12 protein-coding genes, 2 tRNA genes, 3 rRNA genes and 6 pseudogenes are annotated in these 18,414 nt (G+C 43.8%); 2 read left to right on the top strand and 21 right to left on the bottom strand.

Features of this window, described 5'->3' with window-relative positions:
* Nucleotides 1-52: 52 nt before the first annotated feature.
* The 14 genes and pseudogenes from G7Y90_RS07635 to G7Y90_RS18445 all read right to left on the bottom strand — a co-directional run bounded on the left by G7Y90_RS07635 (nt 53) and on the right by G7Y90_RS18445 (nt 11,083).
* Nucleotides 53-669 (bottom strand): annotated as a pseudogene (locus G7Y90_RS07635) (DUF938 domain-containing protein).
* A gap of 74 nt (nt 670-743) precedes the next feature.
* Entirely contained in the window at nt 744-1,211 is a 468-nt protein-coding gene (locus G7Y90_RS07630) for a flavodoxin family protein (RefSeq protein WP_250163818.1), read from the bottom strand.
* 186 nt (nt 1,212-1,397) lie between these two features.
* A complete protein-coding gene (locus tag G7Y90_RS07625; RefSeq protein ID WP_250163817.1) occupies nt 1,398-1,682 on the bottom strand; it encodes an OsmC family protein in 285 nt (94 codons plus the stop codon).
* A 219-nt stretch (nt 1,683-1,901) separates the two neighbouring features.
* Nucleotides 1,902-2,315: a hypothetical protein gene (locus tag G7Y90_RS07620; protein ID WP_250163816.1), complete on the bottom strand. Its 414-nt coding sequence runs from the start codon at nt 2,313-2,315 to the stop codon at nt 1,902-1,904.
* Nucleotides 2,316-2,349: 34 nt separating this feature from the next.
* Nucleotides 2,350-2,754: pseudogene (locus G7Y90_RS07615) on the bottom strand (LPO_1073/Vpar_1526 family protein); the annotation flags it as partial.
* Between the two features lie 96 nt (nt 2,755-2,850).
* On the bottom strand, nt 2,851-3,036 hold the full coding sequence (locus tag G7Y90_RS07610; protein ID WP_201553421.1) for a hypothetical protein: 186 nt from the start codon (nt 3,034-3,036) through the stop codon (nt 2,851-2,853).
* Between the two features lie 163 nt (nt 3,037-3,199).
* Nucleotides 3,200-3,313 (bottom strand): 5S ribosomal RNA (gene rrf, locus G7Y90_RS07605).
* Nucleotides 3,314-3,501: 188 nt separating this feature from the next.
* Nucleotides 3,502-6,360: ribosomal RNA gene (locus G7Y90_RS07600) — 23S ribosomal RNA — on the bottom strand.
* Between the two features lie 344 nt (nt 6,361-6,704).
* Nucleotides 6,705-6,780 (bottom strand) — tRNA-Ala (locus tag G7Y90_RS07595).
* 9 nt (nt 6,781-6,789) lie between these two features.
* A tRNA-Ile gene (locus G7Y90_RS07590) sits at nt 6,790-6,866 on the bottom strand.
* Between the two features lie 75 nt (nt 6,867-6,941).
* Nucleotides 6,942-8,480, bottom strand: a 16S ribosomal RNA gene (locus G7Y90_RS07585).
* The 16S, 23S and 5S rRNA genes sit together here with 2 tRNA genes alongside, the layout of an rRNA operon.
* Nucleotides 8,481-9,269: 789 nt before the next feature.
* Nucleotides 9,270-10,020 (bottom strand): annotated as a pseudogene (gene pssA / locus G7Y90_RS07580) (CDP-diacylglycerol--serine O-phosphatidyltransferase).
* Nucleotides 10,017-10,166, bottom strand: a complete 150-nt coding sequence (locus G7Y90_RS18450; protein WP_349773404.1) for a hypothetical protein — start codon at nt 10,164-10,166, stop codon at nt 10,017-10,019. Before G7Y90_RS18450 ends, pssA begins: the two are co-directional and overlap by 4 nt.
* A 42-nt stretch (nt 10,167-10,208) precedes the next feature.
* Nucleotides 10,209-11,083: pseudogene (locus G7Y90_RS18445) on the bottom strand (23S rRNA (adenine(2030)-N(6))-methyltransferase RlmJ).
* A 164-nt stretch (nt 11,084-11,247) separates the two neighbouring features.
* On the opposite strand from G7Y90_RS18445, the gene G7Y90_RS07570 reads away from it, so the two are divergent.
* Nucleotides 11,248-11,967, top strand: a complete 720-nt coding sequence (locus tag G7Y90_RS07570) for a 2OG-Fe(II) oxygenase (RefSeq protein WP_502937422.1) — start codon at nt 11,248-11,250, stop codon at nt 11,965-11,967.
* 98 nt (nt 11,968-12,065) lie between these two features.
* Nucleotides 12,066-13,277 (top strand): annotated as a pseudogene (gene dapE / locus G7Y90_RS07565) (succinyl-diaminopimelate desuccinylase).
* Between the two features lie 90 nt (nt 13,278-13,367).
* Here dapE and G7Y90_RS07560 read toward each other — a convergent pair.
* The 7 genes and pseudogenes from G7Y90_RS07560 to G7Y90_RS07530 form a co-directional block, all read right to left on the bottom strand.
* Complete coding sequence (locus tag G7Y90_RS07560) at nt 13,368-13,700, bottom strand: GyrI-like domain-containing protein (protein ID WP_250163813.1); 333 nt, start codon at nt 13,698-13,700, stop codon at nt 13,368-13,370.
* The gene (locus G7Y90_RS07555; protein ID WP_250163812.1) at nt 13,681-13,866 is read right to left on the bottom strand and encodes a GyrI-like domain-containing protein; all 186 of its coding nucleotides are present in this window, start codon (nt 13,864-13,866) and stop codon (nt 13,681-13,683) included. Before G7Y90_RS07555 ends, G7Y90_RS07560 begins: the two co-directional genes overlap by 20 nt.
* A 72-nt stretch (nt 13,867-13,938) precedes the next feature.
* Entirely contained in the window at nt 13,939-14,148 is a 210-nt protein-coding gene (iscX, locus tag G7Y90_RS07550; RefSeq protein ID WP_021812734.1) for a Fe-S cluster assembly protein IscX, read from the bottom strand.
* 130 nt (nt 14,149-14,278) lie between these two features.
* Entirely contained in the window at nt 14,279-14,815 is a 537-nt protein-coding gene (locus G7Y90_RS07545; RefSeq protein ID WP_250163811.1) for an acyl-CoA thioesterase, read from the bottom strand.
* A 204-nt stretch (nt 14,816-15,019) separates the two neighbouring features.
* Nucleotides 15,020-16,419, bottom strand: a pseudogene (locus G7Y90_RS07540) (NAD(P)(+) transhydrogenase (Re/Si-specific) subunit beta).
* A complete protein-coding gene (locus tag G7Y90_RS07535) occupies nt 16,416-16,763 on the bottom strand; it encodes a proton-translocating transhydrogenase family protein (RefSeq protein ID WP_250163951.1) in 348 nt (115 codons plus the stop codon). Before G7Y90_RS07535 ends, G7Y90_RS07540 begins: the two are co-directional and overlap by 4 nt.
* Before the next feature lie 115 nt (nt 16,764-16,878).
* The gene (locus G7Y90_RS07530) at nt 16,879-18,048 is read right to left on the bottom strand and encodes an NAD(P) transhydrogenase subunit alpha (protein ID WP_250163810.1); all 1,170 of its coding nucleotides are present in this window, start codon (nt 18,046-18,048) and stop codon (nt 16,879-16,881) included.
* Nucleotides 18,049-18,414 lie beyond the last annotated feature (366 nt).

Genomic DNA, 18,414 nt, shown 5'->3' with positions numbered 1-18,414 from the left:
ACCAACTCAGCTTTTTACGTTATATAGTTTTTCAAATACTAATATTTGATTGTTATGGCATCTCATAACGCTTATTTAACGTTAAATGATGTGTATTTGCCAAATCTATAACGTCTTCTAAATGACGGATGCCGCTGTTAGCATCGCGCTGGCGCAAGCTATGGTCAAACTGACGATTGCTTGCGCTGCTATAACTGCCATTTTCGTTAAAGGGTCCATAAATGATGAACTTACCATTTAAGGGTAGCATATCACCGACCAATTGGAATAATTTAGCCACTAAAGACCACGACATGATATGCAAGGTATTGGCGGTAAATACCGCATCATACGGTATATCGACCGCATTTTTCATTGGCACTGAATCACACGATACATCAAAAGTAAGCGGTGATATAAATTAGGGGCAGGATAGGCAGCATGCCAAGCATTGATGGTGGCGTGATTAGCCAACATATCACTGGTCTGCCATGTTAAATGAGTCAATCTAGGGGCAAAATACACACTATGCTGACCCGTACCTGACCCAACCTCTAACACATGAATAGAACCTTGCAACTCTTGCTGTAAAAATTCTAGAATCGGCTGCTTATTATTTTCACACGCTTGAGAAAATGCTATTCCAGTAGGAGCAATCGATTGGCTATTATCTAAATCATCATTCAACACTGCTAATATCCTTATATATCTTCATTACTGTAGCTTTGATATTAATAATGGCGACAAGCAAAGCGTCGAAAAAACTAATAAATACCCGCTTCTACCCCAGCTGCCAGTGTCATCGCTAGCTCTTCGACTTGATCAGTAAAGATTTCTTGCCAATCACCTTGTAAAATCAGCGCCTCTTGCACCCATGACCAGCGCAGTCCTGTGGTAATGGTTTTGAGCGCAAGCTTAGTACCTGTCCCATCATGCCCAGCTCGAATATATACCGCAAACGGCATGCCCTGCTTCTTCTCTAACGCCCGATAATAACAGCGATCAAAAAAGTCTTTGGTCAGTCCTGCCATATAAGCCAAGTTCTCAGTCGTCCCTAATAATAGCGCGTCAGCTGCCAATACATCTTCAGGCTGGGTATCTTGGGGAGATTTGATTATGACATTGATATCTATATCAGGATGATTGGCACCATCATAAGCCGCTTGCGCCAACTTCTTAGTATTAGGTGATGGCGCATGCGCAACATAAGTAAGGTTTGCTAGCCATCTCAACCATCCTTATAAAGGTCACTGGTTTTTGGAATTAACAATTCTTGGAATCAGTAGTTCTTAGAATTAAAAGCTCTTAGAATTAATGGCTTCTGGAATGAATAGTCACTTTTTGAATGATATCAGGATGGATACTTTTCGCACTGGACAAGTAGCGCGGTGTTTAGAATATCTTTTGCGTTTTATCATCTAATGGTTGATTAAAAGTAATACAACATGTACTTCACTGACTCGTCTTGGATCAGCAGCCATTATTTTGGTCACTTCAGCTGTAGTGCCTGCAATATCGATATCCATATCACGAGCTTTGATACCGATAATCGTCAACATACAACTGGCTAAGCTAGTCGCCAATAAATCAGTCGGCGAAAATGCTTCGCCTTTGCCGTGATTATCAGTCGGTGCATCAGTAATGATTTCATTATTTGACTGCAAATGAATGGCGGTGGTACGCAAATCGCCTTGGTAGGTCACTTTTGATGTCGTGTCGTCATAGCTTGTCCTTTATAAACTATAAAACAGTGTGAATGTTACTGTTTAAAATATTTTAATCAAGATATGGAAGGTTTTTATCGCATCTTTGTGCATTGGAATGAGCTAGTACTCTTCCTACAGAAGTAACTTCAGCACCTATATTTATACTATTCCACCACTTCTTAAGAGTATTTAAATTAGCTCTTTCATCCCAGTGTTCTATAAATAATCGAGTATTTTCATTCTTAAATTTATATCTTGCGAATAAAGATCATATATCGTATTGATTGCTTTTTTCTGACTATCTGATAAAGCTATAGACTTAGGAATAAAAAACCCTTGCTGAAAAAGCTGTTTTGTTAAGACAAGAGATTCAATATGCTGTCTATTTGAAATAGGTACTCTTACAAATTCAGGGTTCAGAGCATGCTCAATTATAATATCTTTAGGTAATTTATTTGCTTCAATAATACTCATTGCTCTATCAAAATTTTCAGAGTTTTTCTTTATCCCTACATCTACATATCCATATAATTGCTCAGGGTAATAATCCTCTATTTTCTTTAAGGTACCAATTGGACTCAAACGCACAGCGTCTAATATATCTAAATGATCTAGCCAATCTCTACCCAAAGGTAAACTTCCATATAAAACTTTCCCGAATAGTTCATTTAAAACATCTAACCCTTGAAATATCTCCTGTTAGTGGTAAGAAACTATTTATGCTATGGAACACCGTTAATCCAAGTAAGGCATCATCGTCTATTTCATCTACAATTTTTACAGCACGGCTGATTCCTGCACGTGCTACTCTATTTTTTCTCTTTTGGAATCTATGTACTAACAATTCGGAAAGAAGTTCATAGTCAACGGGTCTTTCGGTAGCAGCAGCTGTTTTTTGAGCTTCGACAAGTAATAATTGAAAGCTTGGATCTGCAAATACTTCTAAAGCACCTTCTAAATCTTCCATCTTAGGCATCAGTCTATTCTCAAACTCATCAATTCTAATTTGAGCGATTTTCATTGCCTCTTCAGAGTACTTATCTTTCAACTGTAAATTCATTTCTTGAAAAACCTCACGAGCTCGCTTTTCTTACTCTATATATTAACAGTCATCATTTCTTTGGATTGAAGGTTATTAGAGTTATCACCTGCTTGTTGGTTCTGCCTATTCATCATTTTTTTTATTTCCTATATTTAAACTTCCTCCAACTTGTATATTTGTTGAATTATCACCGCCTTTTTGAACCTGTTTATTTTTTCGATTAAAGAAAAACCACCCTATTACCGAGAGAGGTAAAGCGACAGCCGCTCCACTAAATAACCAATCTTTGTTTGCAATAACCCAGTTCATAATTAAATACTCTAATAGTTCACAACATCTTGATAAAATTATATTAATTTAACTACAATATCATAAAACATATTAACATTTTATGTTCCAATAAAAATTAATCCCACGCAAAGAAAAACCCCCTTCTGCATAAGCAGAAGGGGGTTTAGCTTTTAGAATAGAGAGCTGACGATGACCTACTCTCACATGGCGAACCCACACTACCATTGGCGCAATGATGTTTCACTTCTGAGTTCGGGAAGGGATCAGGTGGTGCCATCATGCTATTGTCGTCAGCAAAGGGGGTTAGATATGAGTCTGTTATTTTTATTGTTTGACTATAAGTGTTTAGTTTATGGTCGATCAACTTGTAACCTAACTGAATCAAGGTTAAAGGTGATATCGAAATATTCTCTCGTTTCTATAAGCTTTCGCTTATACAAGATAGATTAATTAGAGCTTTCATACAAACCACTTGGGTGTTGTATGGTCAAGCCAAACGAGCAATTAGTACAGGTTAGCTACATGCATCGCTGCACTTCCACACCCTGCCTATCAACGTCGTAGTCTTCAACGGCTCTTTAGGGAAATCTAATCTTGAGGTGGGCTTCCCGCTTAGATGCTTTCAGCGGTTATCCCATCCGAACGTAGCTACCGGGCAATGCCACTGGCGTGACAACCCGAACACCAGAGGTTCGTCCACTCTGGTCCTCTCGTACTAGGAGCAGATCCTCTCAAATTTCCAACGCCCACGGTAGATAGGGACCGAACTGTCTCACGACGTTCTAAACCCAGCTCGCGTACCTCTTTAAATGGCGAACAGCCATACCCTTAGGACCTGCTTCAGCCCTAGGATGAGATGAGCCGACATCGAGGTGCCAAACACCGCCGTCGATATGAACTCTTGGGCGGTATCAGCCTGTTATCCCCAGAGTACCTTTTATCCGTTGAGCGATGGCCCTTCCATACAGAACCACCGGATCACTAAGACCTACTTTCGTACCTGCTCGACTTGTGGGTCTCGCAGTTAAGCGCGCTTTTGCCTTTATACTCTACGACCGATTTCCGACCGGTCTGAGCGCACCTTCGTACTCCTCCGTTACTCTTTAGGAGGAGACCGCCCCAGTCAAACTACCCACCATACATTGTCCTCGGTATTGTTATACCTGAGTTAGAACCCCAACATGACCAGGGTGGTATTTCAAGATTGGCTCCACCGAGACTAGCGTCTCGGCTTCAAAGCCTCCCACCTATCCTGCACAAGTCAGGTCAAAGTTCAATGTAAAGCTGTAGTAAAGGTTCACGGGGTCTTTCCGTCTAGCCGCGGGTACACAGCATCTTCACTGCGATTTCGATTTCACTGAGTCTCTGCTGGAGACAGCGCTGCCATCATTATGTCATTCGTGCAGGTCGGAACTTACCCGACAAGGAATTTCGCTACCTTAGGACCGTTATAGTTACGGCCGCCGTTTACTGGGGCTTCGATCAAGAGCTTCGCTTACGCTAACCCCATCAATTAACCTTCCAGCACCGGGCAGACATCACACCCTATACGTCCACTTTCGTGTTTGCAGAGTGCTGTGTTTTTAATAAACAGTTGCAGCAGCCTGGTATCTGCGACTGCCAACAGCTCAAGGAGCGTGTCCTATCACCATCAGCAGCGTACCTTCTCCCGAAGTTACGGTACCATTTTGCCTAGTTCCTTCAGCAGAGTTCTCTCAAGCGCCTTGGTATTCTCTACCTGATCACCTGTGTCGGTTTAGGGTACGATTCGTTTATAACTATTGCTTAGAAGCTTTTCCTGGAAGCATGGTATTTGCCACTTCACTGTACAAGTACAGCTTGCTATCAGATCTCAGCCATATAACAACCCGGATTTACCTAAGTTGTAAGCCTACATCCTTTCACCTGGACAACCAACGCCAGGCTGACATAACCTTCTCCGTCCCTCCATCGCATTATAAACAAGTATCGGAATATTAACCGATTTCCCATCGACTACGCCTTTCGGCCTCGCCTTAGGGGTCGACTCACCCAGCCCCGATTAACGTTGGACTGGAACCCTTGATCTTCCGGCGTGCGAGCTTTTCACTCGCATTATCGTTACTCACGTCAGCATTCGCTCTTGTGATACCTCCAGCATGCCTTACGACACACCTTCACAGGCTTACACAACGCTCCCCTACCACTTGAAAACAAATTCAAATCCGCAGCTTCGGCTCCTAGTTTGAGCCCCGTTACATCTTCCGCGCGGGCCGACTCGACTAGTGAGCTATTACGCTTTCTTTAAAGGATGGCTGCTTCTAAGCCAACCTCCTAGCTGTCTATGCCTTCCCACCTCGTTTCCCACTTAACTAGGAATTTGGGGCCTTAGCTGGCGGTCTGGGTTGTTTCCCTCTCCACAATGGACGTTAGCACCCACTGTGTGTCTCCCGGATATCACTCATCGGTATTCGGAGTTTGCATCGGTTTGGTAAGTCGGTATGACCCCCTAGCCGAAACAGTGCTCTACCCCCAATGGTGTTCGTCCGAGGCGCTACCTAAATAGCTTTCGGGGAGAACCAGCTATCACCGAGTTTGATTAGCCTTTCACCCCTATCCACAAGTCATCCCCTGGCTTTTCAACGACAGTGGGTTCGGTCCTCCGGTGCCTGTTACGGCACTTTCAACCTGCTCATGGATAGATCACTCGGTTTCGGGTCTATACCCTGCAACTAAACGCCCTATTAAGACTCGGTTTCCCTACGGCTCCCCTAAACGGTTAACCTTGCTACAGAATATAAGTCGCTGACCCATTATACAAAAGGTACGCGGTCACCCTAATAAATTAAGGCTCCCACTGCTTGTACGCACACGGTTTCAGGTTCTATTTCACTCCCCTCACAGGGGTTCTTTTCGCCTTTCCCTCACGGTACTGGTTCACTATCGGTCAGTCAGGAGTATTTAGCCTTGGAGGATGGTCCCCCCATCTTCAAACAGGATTTCTCGTGCCCCGCTCTACTTAATATGTTAACGCTAATGTTTCGAATACAGGACTATCACCTACTACGGTCAGCTTTCCCACGCTGTTCTTCTACATTAGCATTAATCGCTTCTCCCCGTTCGCTCGCCGCTACTAGGGGAATCTCATTTGATGTCTATTCCTAAGGGTACTGAGATGTTTCACTTCCCCTCGTTCGCTTCTTGTACAAGTACAAGATACCTACCTTATGGTAGGTGGGTTTCCCCATTCAGAAATCTCCGGATCACAGGATATTGCCGCCTCCCCGAAGCTTATCGCAGGCTGTCACGTTTCATCGCCTCTGACTGCCAAGGCATCCACCATGTGCGCTTCATTACTTGACCATACAACCCCAAGTAGTCTTTCGACTGCTAAGTGTTATAAAGTCTAATTATGATAACGATATCACCTATGTTTATACGCTTGATTCAGTTCTCTTTACTTTTTTTAATCACTCACCCCTGGGATAACAACTGATGTCGTTAAGAGGTGAGTGATTAAGGTTAGGAAGTGCGCGTGAACACGCTCTTCCTAACCCAGACTCATATCTATGTTTTTAAATAGTCTCTATGCTCTCGTCGAGTCACAGATTCTGTATAAAACAGAAAGAAGTAATCGTGTCTTTATTCAAAGATAAATCACTTGTTTCTATTTATACTATTAGCACTTAAAGCTTATTCGTCTATAGTGGTGGAGCCAAACGGAGTCGAACCGTTGACCTCCTGCGTGCAAGGCAGGCGCTCTACCAACTGAGCTATGGCCCCATTATAAAATGGTGGGTCTAAGTGGACTTGAACCACTGACCCCCGCGTTATCAACACGGTGCTCTAACCAGCTGAGCTACAGACCCAATTACGCTTGTTAAAACGTAAGCTTAAACTAAAGAACAACTTGTTGTGAATTCTTGCTGACCGAATGCCATCTATAAGGAGGTGATCCAGCCGCAGGTTCCCCTACGGCTACCTTGTTACGACTTCACCCCAGTCATCAACCACACCGTGGTGAACGCTCCCCCGAAGGTTAAGCTATCCACTTCTGGTGCAATCAACTCCCATGGTGTGACGGGCGGTGTGTACAAGGCCCGGGAACGTATTCACCGCGGCATTCTGATCCGCGATTACTAGCGATTCCTACTTCATGGAGTCGAGTTGCAGACTCCAATCTGGACTACGATAGGCTTTTTGAGATTCGCATCACATCGCTGTGTAGCTGCCCTCTGTACCTACCATTGTAGCACGTGTGTAGCCCTGGTCGTAAGGGCCATGATGACTTGACGTCGTCCCCGCCTTCCTCCAGTTTGTCACTGGCAGTATCCTTAGAGTTCCCGGCTTAACCCGCTGGTAACTAAGGACAAGGGTTGCGCTCGTTGCGGGACTTAACCCAACATCTCACGACACGAGCTGACGACAGCCATGCAGCACCTGTATTCTAATTCCCGAAGGCACTCCCGCATCTCTGCAGGATTCTAGATATGTCAAGACCAGGTAAGGTTCTTCGCGTTGCATCGAATTAAACCACATGCTCCACCGCTTGTGCGGGCCCCCGTCAATTCATTTGAGTTTTAACCTTGCGGCCGTACTCCCCAGGCGGTCTACTTATTGCGTTAGCTGCGTCACTAAGTCCTCAAGGGACCCAACGACTAGTAGACATCGTTTACGGCGTGGACTACCAGGGTATCTAATCCTGTTTGCTACCCACGCTTTCGAGCCTCAGTGTCAGTATTATGCCAGAAGGCTGCCTTCGCCATCGGTATTCCTCCAGATCTCTACGCATTTCACCGCTACACCTGGAATTCTACCTTCCTCTCACATACTCTAGCTCTACAGTTTCAGATGCAGTTCCCAGGTTAAGCCCGGGGATTTCACATCTGACTTATAGAGCCACCTACGCTCCCTTTACGCCCAGTAATTCCGATTAACGCTTGCACCCTCTGTATTACCGCGGCTGCTGGCACAGAGTTAGCCGGTGCTTATTCTGCAGCTAATGTCATCGTCCGTGGGTATTAACCACGGAGTCTTCTTCACTGCTTAAAGTGCTTTACAACCAAAAGGCCTTCTTCACACACGCGGCATGGCTGGATCAGGGTTTCCCCCATTGTCCAATATTCCCCACTGCTGCCTCCCGTAGGAGTCCGGGCCGTGTCTCAGTCCCGGTGTGGCTGATCATCCTCTCAGACCAGCTACAGATCGTCGCCATGGTAGGCCTTTACCCCACCATCTAGCTAATCCGACTTAGGCTCATCTAATAGCGAGAGCAGTAAACTGCCCCCTTTCTCCCGTAGGTCGTATGCGGTATTAATACGAGTTTCCCCGTGCTATCCCCCACTACTAGGTAGATTCCTAAGTATTACTCACCCGTCCGCCGCTCGACGCCTGATAGCAAGCTATCATCGTTTCCGCTCGACTTGCATGTGTTAAGCCTGCCGCCAGCGTTCAATCTGAGCCATGATCAAACTCTTCAGTTTAATCTTGCTATGAAGCTCTTTAAAGAAGCTTCTAAACTTGGCTCATCTAATCTGGCAAAATCGCTAAAAATTATGTTCGTAATGAATTAACTTTGAGTTTTTCTGCTGTCTTAAATGATAATTTTTATAGTTAGAATGAACTCCGAAAAGGAGTTAAAACCAACTTTATTTTTTAGCATTCTGAATCAGCAAAAATCCACACAAGTTGTTCTTTAGTTATGCTTTTAAATAGTGCTCAATCACTGTCGTCCAGTAACTGATATATAGGGTATCTCTCTTGCTGTTTAGTCTCAATCCCTTACGGGTTAAGCTATCTAGCGAGCCGACTATCTTATCATAATGATTTGATTTGTCAAGCTTTTTTATGTTTTGTTTCTTCAAGTGAATTGGGTTATTTATATGTATCTTACATATAAGCTTCCAGCTCGTCTTGATGAGGGCGTATTATAGAGGGTTTGAATGTTTAGTCAAGGGCTATTTTAGCTTAATTTAAATAAACTTGGTGATTAAACTAAATTAGCAGGATGGCGACACTACTTTTGCTTTAACTGAATGGCAGTCTACGGGGTTTTGCGTTGGGCTGAGGTAAGCTCGTAAATAAGCATGCTTTTTCATCTCAATCATGTGGGTTTCTTTAACAAGTCGTTATCAATGATCATTATCTAAAAAATGAGCTGGTCTTTCTTATCTTATCGTGATGAATACACTGATAGCCGGTTTGATATAAAGCGTATAAAAAAAGGAACTTACCCTACGGTAAATTCCTTAATATGACACGAACAATCAATTCTAAAAATTTGCTTTTGCTTTAATCGTCGTAACAATACCCGATAACGCATAAATAATACCAATCGCCAAGATACCAACAGGTATATCATAGAGCACAATACTCATAACCAACACACCAATTATTAGAACTACAAAAGGTACTTTTTTTATCAAACTCTTTAAAGCTATAGTATTTGACATTACTAACCATCAGTAAACCACAAATCACCACCCAAGCAGCAAATAAGAATATGACTGCCGTATCGTACTGCCCAACCCATTCATTATGGTCAACAGCGACCATAACGGCTGCCGTTACTAATATAGCAGCAAGTGGACTGGCCAACGACAAAGTATTTTTATCAACAATACCGACCTGAACGTTAAAACGTGCGAGACGGAAGGCGGCACAGGCGGTAAAGACAAACGCACAGCCCAAGCCAATGCGACCTAACGGCTGTAGCGCAAAACTATAAACTAAGATCGCTGGTGCAACACCAAAAGCCAGCATATCGGCAAGCGAATCATATTGCTCGCCAAAGGGGCTTTGCGCATTAAGCATACGCGCCACTCGCCCATCAGCACCGTCGAGAATAGCGGACAAAAAGATGGCTAAAGAAGCTTTGTAGAACTCGCCTTGCGTACTGGCTAAAATCGAATAAAAGCCAGATAGCAGTGACAAGGTTGTAATTAGGTTTGGCGCTAAATAGACACCGCGACTGACTACTCGCTGCCCTTCAGCAACTTCTGCTTCAATCACTTCAAAGGTCAAGCCATCATACTCTCATTATCCGCTAAGCGAATATTGAAATCATGCTCATCGACAAAGGGCGGCTGGGCGGCTGCGCTGTCTTGTAACAATCCATCATTTAGAAGCGGATGATTTGATTCGTCTTTAGGTGATTGCACGTTAGTCATCTCAATATCCTTATTTGCCGGCATAGTTATTCACTAACATGGTTATTCGCCGACTAGCCAGCGTACATTGGTTGCGCTATCAGGCGTTAAGTCTGGAGCATCAGCCACTTTTAATGCAGGCTGTAAGAAGCGTAATATCTCACGTGCATGATTATCAAATTGCCAAGGTGGATTGATTACCAGTAAACCTGTACCGTTAAGACCAACCGCCACATCATTTGGATAAATATTCAGCTCACAAACCAACTGGCGGCGCATTTCAGTACGCTTCAGTTTTTTATAAAACAATTCAACGGCTTCAACGTTCTTAATAGGGAACCAAAGCGCATAAGTGCCTTGTGGCCATTTATTATAAGCAGCAACGAGTAAATTTATAAGGCGGGTAAAATCTTTGTGCTCTTGCTCATAAGGCGGATCAAGAAAAATCAGACCACGCTTTTCTTTTGGCGGAATAACGGCGGTAATACCTTCAAAGGCATCACGATGCTGTATACCAATGGGTAACTTGTGCAACTGATAATTTAGCGCATCATATTCGCTAGCTTTGGCTTCAAAAGCTTCACCGCGCACGCCCGCATCTGGATTTTTCTCGATATGATGGGCAACCCACCAAGGAGAACCAGGATAGACTTTATTGTCATAAGTGAAACGCGCTGCTTAATGCCTTCCATATAATCTTTGACAGCAGCGGGTGCCTTGTCGGTATTGGCATTTAGTAACGCTTGGATACCACCTTTGGCCTCACCTGTCTTGCGCGCTTCTTCACTGCTCAGTGAATACAGTCCGCGACCACCATAAGCATCAAGCACATAAAAAGGTTTGTTTTTTTGCCCCAATTGATTAAGGAGTTGTACCAATAAAATGTGTTTAACCACATCAGCAAAGTTACCAGCGTGGTAGGCGTGTTTATAGTTCATAATCTCAAAAGTTTAAATAAGAAAAATTACATCTATGGTAGCATAGGCAGAGTAAAAGATAACGATGGTTTTGGTAAAAAGGCATTGATTGGCTATGTATTGCTAGCTAACTGACCATAGTGAGACGAAATGACAGGATTATTAGCAATCTTGATGTGACAAAGTTGGTGATTGATCATCCGATAGGAGAAGATAATCCACCATTATTATTTCCTCATAGCGACGACCCAAGCCAAAAACCACTGACTCAGCGCGTATTACAACAGTCTGATTTCGATATCAGTTGGCAAGATAAGCTGACTGATACACAACTGGATACATTCGTTGATGATGGTTGGATCATTATTGATGAGGTCTTTGAAACGAAAGCGCTGTTAGCCTTGCAAGCAGAGAGTGGTTTTATTGACTATCGTGACGCAGAGCTGACGGCTGGGATTCGTGTCAGTGATATTCGCGGTGATCGCATCCGCTGGATTACAGAAAACTTCTTTGCTGGGTTTTATTATTTACAAAGTATCAATGCGCTTGCCGCCTTATTTAATCGCAGTTTATTTGCCGGTATTCGCCACAGTGAAGCGCATTATGCTTGCTATCCGGTAGGTTTTGGCTATCAATGGCATAGTGACAATCCAGCTGGGCGTGATGAACGCGTTATCTCTGCGGTGTTTTATCTCAATGATGAATGGGAACCAACTGACGGCGGCGCACTAGAAATCATTGATAAACATGGCGTTCATCATAACGTCATGCCTGTCGCCAATAGATTGGTGATATTTGACAGTGACCTACAACATCAAGTACAAATTGCCCATCGGCAGCGTTACTCTATCGCTACGTGGATGCGCCGTGATGGTTTGGTGCCTTTTGTTGAAGACAAGATTTAAAACGCATTAGCAAGTAACAAGCAACGACTGATTGTATTTTATCGTGGCTGCCAATTTTAAAAAATTATCATCTTAATTTATAATAAAAAGGTTTATTCATGTCGGACTTTAATAAACAAACCATCCATCAACAAGAAAACCATCAGCAGCAAACGCTAGATTTAAGTATTGCGCTACTTGAACGTCCCTCCGTCACCCCAGATGATGATGGCTGTCAAGATATCTTGTCAAAACGACTATCACAAGCTGGGTTTGACTGCGAATTTATGTATTTTGGCGATAGAGATCAAAGCGGCGAACATGCAGAAGTCAAAAATCTATGGGCGCGCCGTGGCACCACTGATCCAGTTATCTGTTTTGCTGGTCATACCGACGTCGTGCCAACAGGTGATGAAAACAATTGGACGTATCCGCCATTTACGCCAACCATCGCTGATGGTTACCTATGGGCTCGCGGTGCAGCTGACATGAAAACAGGTATTGCCGCCTTTACCATCGCATCTGAACGTTTTGTCAAAAATCACCCTGAGCACAATGGCTCTATTGCCTTTTTAATCACTTCCGATGAAGAAGGTCCTTCCATCAATGGTACGGTCAAAGTCATTGAGGCCTTAGAAGCCCGCAATGAAAAAATCACCTATTGCTTGGTTGGCGAACCATCGAGCACAGATACGCTCGGCGATATCATTAAAAACGGTCGCCGCGGCTCATTGGGTGGGAACTTACGGTCACTGGCAAACAAGGTCATGTTGCTTACCCGCATTTAGCTTGCAACCCTATTCATGCAACGATGGCAGCTTTGGCGGAACTGACTGCCGCTACTTGGGATAATGGCAATGACTACTTCCCTGCGACTTCCCTGCAAATCTCTAATATCAAGCGGTACAGGCGCCACCAACGTCATTCCTGAGACGTTAAGAGTTATCTTCAACTTCCGCTTTTCTACGGAAACGACTGAAGATGAGCTGAAGGCAAAAACGCATGCTATCTTTGACAAACACTTTACTAATAGTAAGGCCAGTTATGATATCCATTGGAAATTATCTGGTCAGCCGTTTTTGACCCCTGAAGGTAAGTTGGTTTCTGCCTGTCAAAAAGCGATCAAAAAGGTAACCGATACTGATACGACACTATCTACATCAGGTGGTACTTCTGACGGACGCTTTATTGCGCCAACGGGTGCACAAGTCGTTGAGCTTGGTGTAAGAAATGCGACGATTCACCAAGTTGATGAAAAGGTAGAAGTCGATGACTTAGGCAAGCTCGCCCAAATTTATGAGGGAATTTTAGAGAATTTACTGTTAGATTAATCATTCGTTGAAGTAAGCAAAGAAAGCGCCAAGTCTGATAGCAGACTTGGCGCTTTTTTATTATTTTGACTGATTTATTCAATACTAATTTTACTCAATACCAATATAGAGATCAACTTGACCATACTCTAGATTACCACCGATATAATGCTCAAAATCGACATCAAAAGTTCGCGTGTGCTCACAGCTGCGATCATTAAAGTAGGTCCAAGCCTTTTCCCAAGCATTCATCACCGTGTATGGCATTCTACCCTGCTCAGAGAATACCAAATACTTTCCTGCAGGAATATCTACTGTTACTAGGTTTGCAACTTTAGCGGTATTGTTATCGTCTGTTGACTCTTGCTCACTGGCTACTTTCCAACTGGCAACCACGTCAAAAGCGCCGACCAAATCCTCACTCTCATAGTTGATAGACACCATAGATGTCTTCACCTTTAGGAAGATCACTGGCATGGTTTTGGTAAAACTTTTGCCATAAACGACCCAGTTTCGCCGTGTCTTCGCTAATCTCAGCGTTATTGGTCGTACGAACGCTAATACCTTTACAAGTTATTGCTTCAGGTAACTCTTTAATTTGTGACGTCATGATCTGTAAGTCCTATATATTTATTCAGTTTTCTATTTGAGATAGTATTAAAAATAGCGCTTCAGGGTATATCTAATCTGCTTCATCAATCCAATTCATTTGAATCGCTTCCAAGATGCCTTCATTTGATTTTTGTGGATCATCATCAAAACCTTCAAGCTCAGTCACCCAGCGATGTAAATCAGTAAAACGGATGTACTGCGGGTCGGTCTCTGGAAACTTCTCATACAGCTCAATAGCGATATCTAAGCTGTCTGTCCATTTTAATTTTTGCGGGGTCATGATAGCTCCTTAACTTTTAATCATTTTTATACACCTCATCAAATCAGTAGTCAATTTGACTGGTGATTTGATTGGCAACTTAATAACCGCTATCCTACCAAAATTCGCCTGCTGATTATAGACAAGTTCGTTATGCCGCACTTGTTGTTTTACTCGTTTCAGCAGATTTGGCAGATTTAATCGCCACTTGATGCTGATTCCAAGAATCAATGACCTCATTCAACCGCTCACCTATCATATCCAATATCTCTGGCGCACATTTGCCTTTTTTATTGGTCAATACAAACTTAGTCATACCAACGCCCATCAGCTGGTTTTTTACAAAAAAGCGCGTTTCAAAATAAACGTATTTTTTATCCCAGCCAACAAGCGTGCTACTTACCGTCATCTTATCTAAAAATTTAATTTCTTTCAGATAAACCATTTCTTGCATGGCGATAACCCAATTTAATGGTTTAATACCTTTTTGATGACAGCACGCCATCAGCCAGCGAGTAATGTTTAGCTCGATAAAAGACAAATAACGATAATTAGGCAGATGATTCCGAAAGCCCATATCATGCGGCAACACTCGATAATGACGAACTGTCGGTGCAATCAAGAGCTCAATACTAAGGCGCTCGCTTACTGATTGCTGCTTAAGTTGTTGTTTTAGCAAGCTGACCATAATAAAAAACGTATCAACATATTCATAAATGACTCTCTTACGCTTATTTTTGTAAATTTATTGGGTATAAAATTATTGTATAATAATATAACAGCGACTGGCTATAAATGCAGCGTACCTTAACGCAAAAAAAGCCACCTCAGTGACTTTCTTTACTTAAAAATTTATAGGCAAAAGCTAACCGTTAAACACATATTTTAATGATTAATGACCTGCGCCATTGATACTACGAACCATCTCTTCGACCATCTTCTTGGCATCACCAAAGATCATCATGGTTTTGTCCATATAGAACAGACTGTTATCAAGACCTGCATAACCTGTGTTCATTGAACGCTTGATGACCATGACCGTTTGCGCTTTGGTCACTTCTAGAATTGGCATACCAAAGATTGGTGAAGTTGGATCATCTTTCGCAGAGGGGTTTACCACGTCGTTCGCACCGATGACCAACACCACATCGGTACTTGCGAAGTCCGAGTTAATCTCATCCATCTCTAAAATATCATCATAAGGGACATCGGCTTCAGCCAATAGAACGTTCATGTGACCTGGCATACGACCCGCAACCGGATGAATCGCAAAACGCACATTCACACCTTCTTCTTTAGCAGCTCATACAACTCTTTTACCGCATTCTGTGCACGGCCCTGTGCCATACCATATCCCGGTACGATCACAACACTGCTTGCATTGGCCATTAAGAAACCCGCATCTTCTGCCGAACCAGCTTTGTAGTTCTTCGGTGCGCCATCATCGCCGCCCGCTGCTACAGCGCCTGTACCCATACCGCCAAATAAGACGTTGAGTAATGAGCGGTTCATGGCTTTACACATGATGTAAGACAAGATCGCACCTGATGAACCAACGAGCGACCCTGCAATAATCAGCATTGAGTTACCAAGGGTGAAACCAATGCCTGCTGCTGCCCAACCAGAGAACGAGTTCAATAGCGAGACCACCACTGGCATATCACCACCACCGATTGGCGCAATCCACATCCAACCAAAGATAACGGCAATCACTGCCATCGCATAAAATGCTGGTAATGAGTCAGTAACGAAATAAACGCCACCGAAACCAATCATTGCAATGAATAATAACGCTTGGACAGGTTTTACCCAGCCGCCAACCAACGTTTTAGCCCAGCTTTTAGCTGCCAATTTACCAAAGGCAAAGACGGATGCTGAAAAGGTAATCGCACCGATGAAACAACCGATAAATAGCTCAACTCGCGCCACTGCACCATGCTGTTGTTCAGTATGCAATACGGTTGCCAATGCAATGGCGACCGCTGCCAAACCGACGAACGAATGCATCAAAGCCACGGTTTCTGGCATTTGCGTCATCGCGACTGTTTTCGCTTTCCACATGCCGACGAGGGCACCCAAAATCATCGCACCGATAATTAACCACAGCACAGGGCCTTCTGCTAAGAAGAATGTCGTGACGACCGCAATCGCCATCGCTACCATACCAAAGCGGTTACCACGGATAGCCGTCTTAGGGCTAGACAAACCACGCAAGGTCAATACAAAGAGGATAGCGCCTACTAAATAAAACCAATCAGCATTTGCCGCAATCATTGTTGAGAAATCATTCATGCGTCGCCTCCAGTTTCTGTTGTCCCAGTTTCAAGAGCGGGTGCTTTTTTCACTTTAGGTTTGAACATCGCAAGCATACGTTCGGTCACGGCAAAACCACCAAAGATATTGATACTGGCTAAAAATACGGCAAAAGCACCAAGGATACTGGTCGGTGTAAAGATAGAACCATCAATGGTGACGGTCTGTAGCATGGCACCGACGATGACGATACTTGATAGTGCGTTGGTGACAGCCATTAATGGTGTGTGCAATGCAGGCGTGACGCCCCAAACGACGTAATATCCGACAAAAATAGCGAGTACAAATACGGTAAAAATCGCTACGAATGGTGTGCTACTCATGGCAGCACCAGCTGGCGCTGCCGCTAAAATAGTGGCAATCATCTAATCCTCCTAAAAATTTATTCGTGTCTGGCAAATGTGTAGTGACAAAGCATATGGTGATAGACCGTTAAAACTAGCGTTTGGCTAGTCGTACCTGACTGTCATGTGTCACTGCCAGTGCGCCTTGAATCTCGTCTTCCATGTCTAATTTAAGTGCCAAATTAGCTGATGCGTCATTTGCTGAAGCGTCATCGCTAGCAGGCGCAATTAATGTGGTGATAAAGTTAACCAAATTGTTGGCATACAAATCTGAAGACTGCGCGGCGAGCATCGATGGGATGTTGGCGGCACCAACGATACGCACACCATTGTCTGTAGTGATGGTTTCGTTAGGCACGCTGCCTTCGACGTTGCCACCTGTGCCAGCAGCCATATCGATCAATACGGAACCCGCCTTCATTTTAGCAAGGGTTGCGCCGTGCACCAGACGAGGAGCGTTACGACCAGGAATCTGCGCTGTGGTAATGACGATATCCGCGTTGCTCAAGGCTTTATCCACGACAGCAGCTTGATCTTTGACATATTGCTCTGATGGCGTCCAAGCATAACCACCTGTAGACTTAGCTGTCTCAGCCTCCTCTGCACTCATCGGCACATCCAGCCATTTACCACCGAGTGATTCCACTTGCTCACGAGCAGTCGGACGTAAATCACTGGCTTCAACGACAGCGCCTAAACGCTTCGCCGTCGCAATAGCCTGCAAACCTGCAACCCCGACGCCCAAGATCACCACTTTGGCAGGCTTAACCGTACCGGCTGAGGTCATAAACATCGGGAAAGGACGCGAGTATTCATTTGCCGCTAGCAATACTGCTTTGTAACCAGCAAGGTTGGCTTGCGATGACAAGACATCCATATTCTGTGCGCGTGACAATGTGCGAGGTAAAAGTTCCATCGCAAAGGCAGTGACACCTTTGGTCGCATAAGTGTCAATCTGAGTATTACGATAAGGGTCGAGCATGCCAATGACAATCTGACCTGACGTTAATCCTTCAATAGCTGCAGCAGGCAAGTCATTGACGGTGGTAATAATTCGAGACTGTGTAATGACCTCGGCGCTGCTGCTGGCAATATCGGCACCTGCAGCCTGATACAACTCATCCGCATAATATGCCGCTTGACCTGCACCTGACTGTATGACGACTTCAAAGCCAAGCTTACGCAATTTTTTGACTGCGTCTGGGGTTATCGCTATACGGCTCTCGCTCGCGATATCTGCACTGATTACACTTCCGATTTTCATACCGTCTCCTTACTTACGTCTAATGACTATACTTACGTCTCACGACTACCTTTAACACCCTCAACGCACATTTAAAAAGCACAGGGGACGAAAAAACCTTTGGTCATGGTTGGTTAACACTTAAGACCAAAGACTATCAATTTAATAAATGATGACTACTTTGCCATCATGCCTTTTTATTATAGAGACATCATCTGCCAACTTTCATTGCCTAATGATGACCCACAAGTAAAAAAAAAGTTAGGCATTTACACCATCTGCATAACTTTTATTGTTATATTAAAAATTTTTCCTTTTCAATTAAACGCTAGACTTAACAAGCTATCGGCTTATATCACTCAAATATCTGTCCTTTTTAAGGGTAAC

It is taken from the genome of Psychrobacter sp. WY6 (assembly GCF_018448495.1).
Classification (GTDB): Bacteria; Pseudomonadota; Gammaproteobacteria; order Pseudomonadales; family Moraxellaceae; genus Psychrobacter.
This window is presented reverse-complemented; position numbering and strand designations above follow the sequence as displayed.

Excerpts from the sequence above, each read along its gene's own strand:
- G7Y90_RS07610 (WP_201553421.1), bottom strand. The coding sequence starts at position 3,036 with ATGAACTGGGTTATTGCAAACAAAGATTGGTTATTTAGTGGAGCGGCT.
- G7Y90_RS18450 (WP_349773404.1), bottom strand. The coding sequence starts at position 10,166 with ATGACTAACGTGCAATCACCTAAAGACGAATCAAATCATCCGCTTCTA.
- G7Y90_RS07560 (WP_250163813.1), bottom strand. The coding sequence starts at position 13,700 with ATGGTGTCTATCAACTATGAGAGTGAGGATTTGGTCGGCGCTTTTGAC.
- G7Y90_RS07555 (WP_250163812.1), bottom strand. The coding sequence starts at position 13,866 with ATGACGTCACAAATTAAAGAGTTACCTGAAGCAATAACTTGTAAAGGT.
- iscX (WP_021812734.1), bottom strand. The coding sequence starts at position 14,148 with ATGACCCCGCAAAAATTAAAATGGACAGACAGCTTAGATATCGCTATT.
- G7Y90_RS07545 (WP_250163811.1), bottom strand. The coding sequence starts at position 14,815 with ATGGTCAGCTTGCTAAAACAACAACTTAAGCAGCAATCAGTAAGCGAG.
- G7Y90_RS07535 (WP_250163951.1), bottom strand. The coding sequence starts at position 16,763 with ATGAGTAGCACACCATTCGTAGCGATTTTTACCGTATTTGTACTCGCT.
- G7Y90_RS07530 (WP_250163810.1), bottom strand. The coding sequence starts at position 18,048 with ATGAAAATCGGAAGTGTAATCAGTGCAGATATCGCGAGCGAGAGCCGT.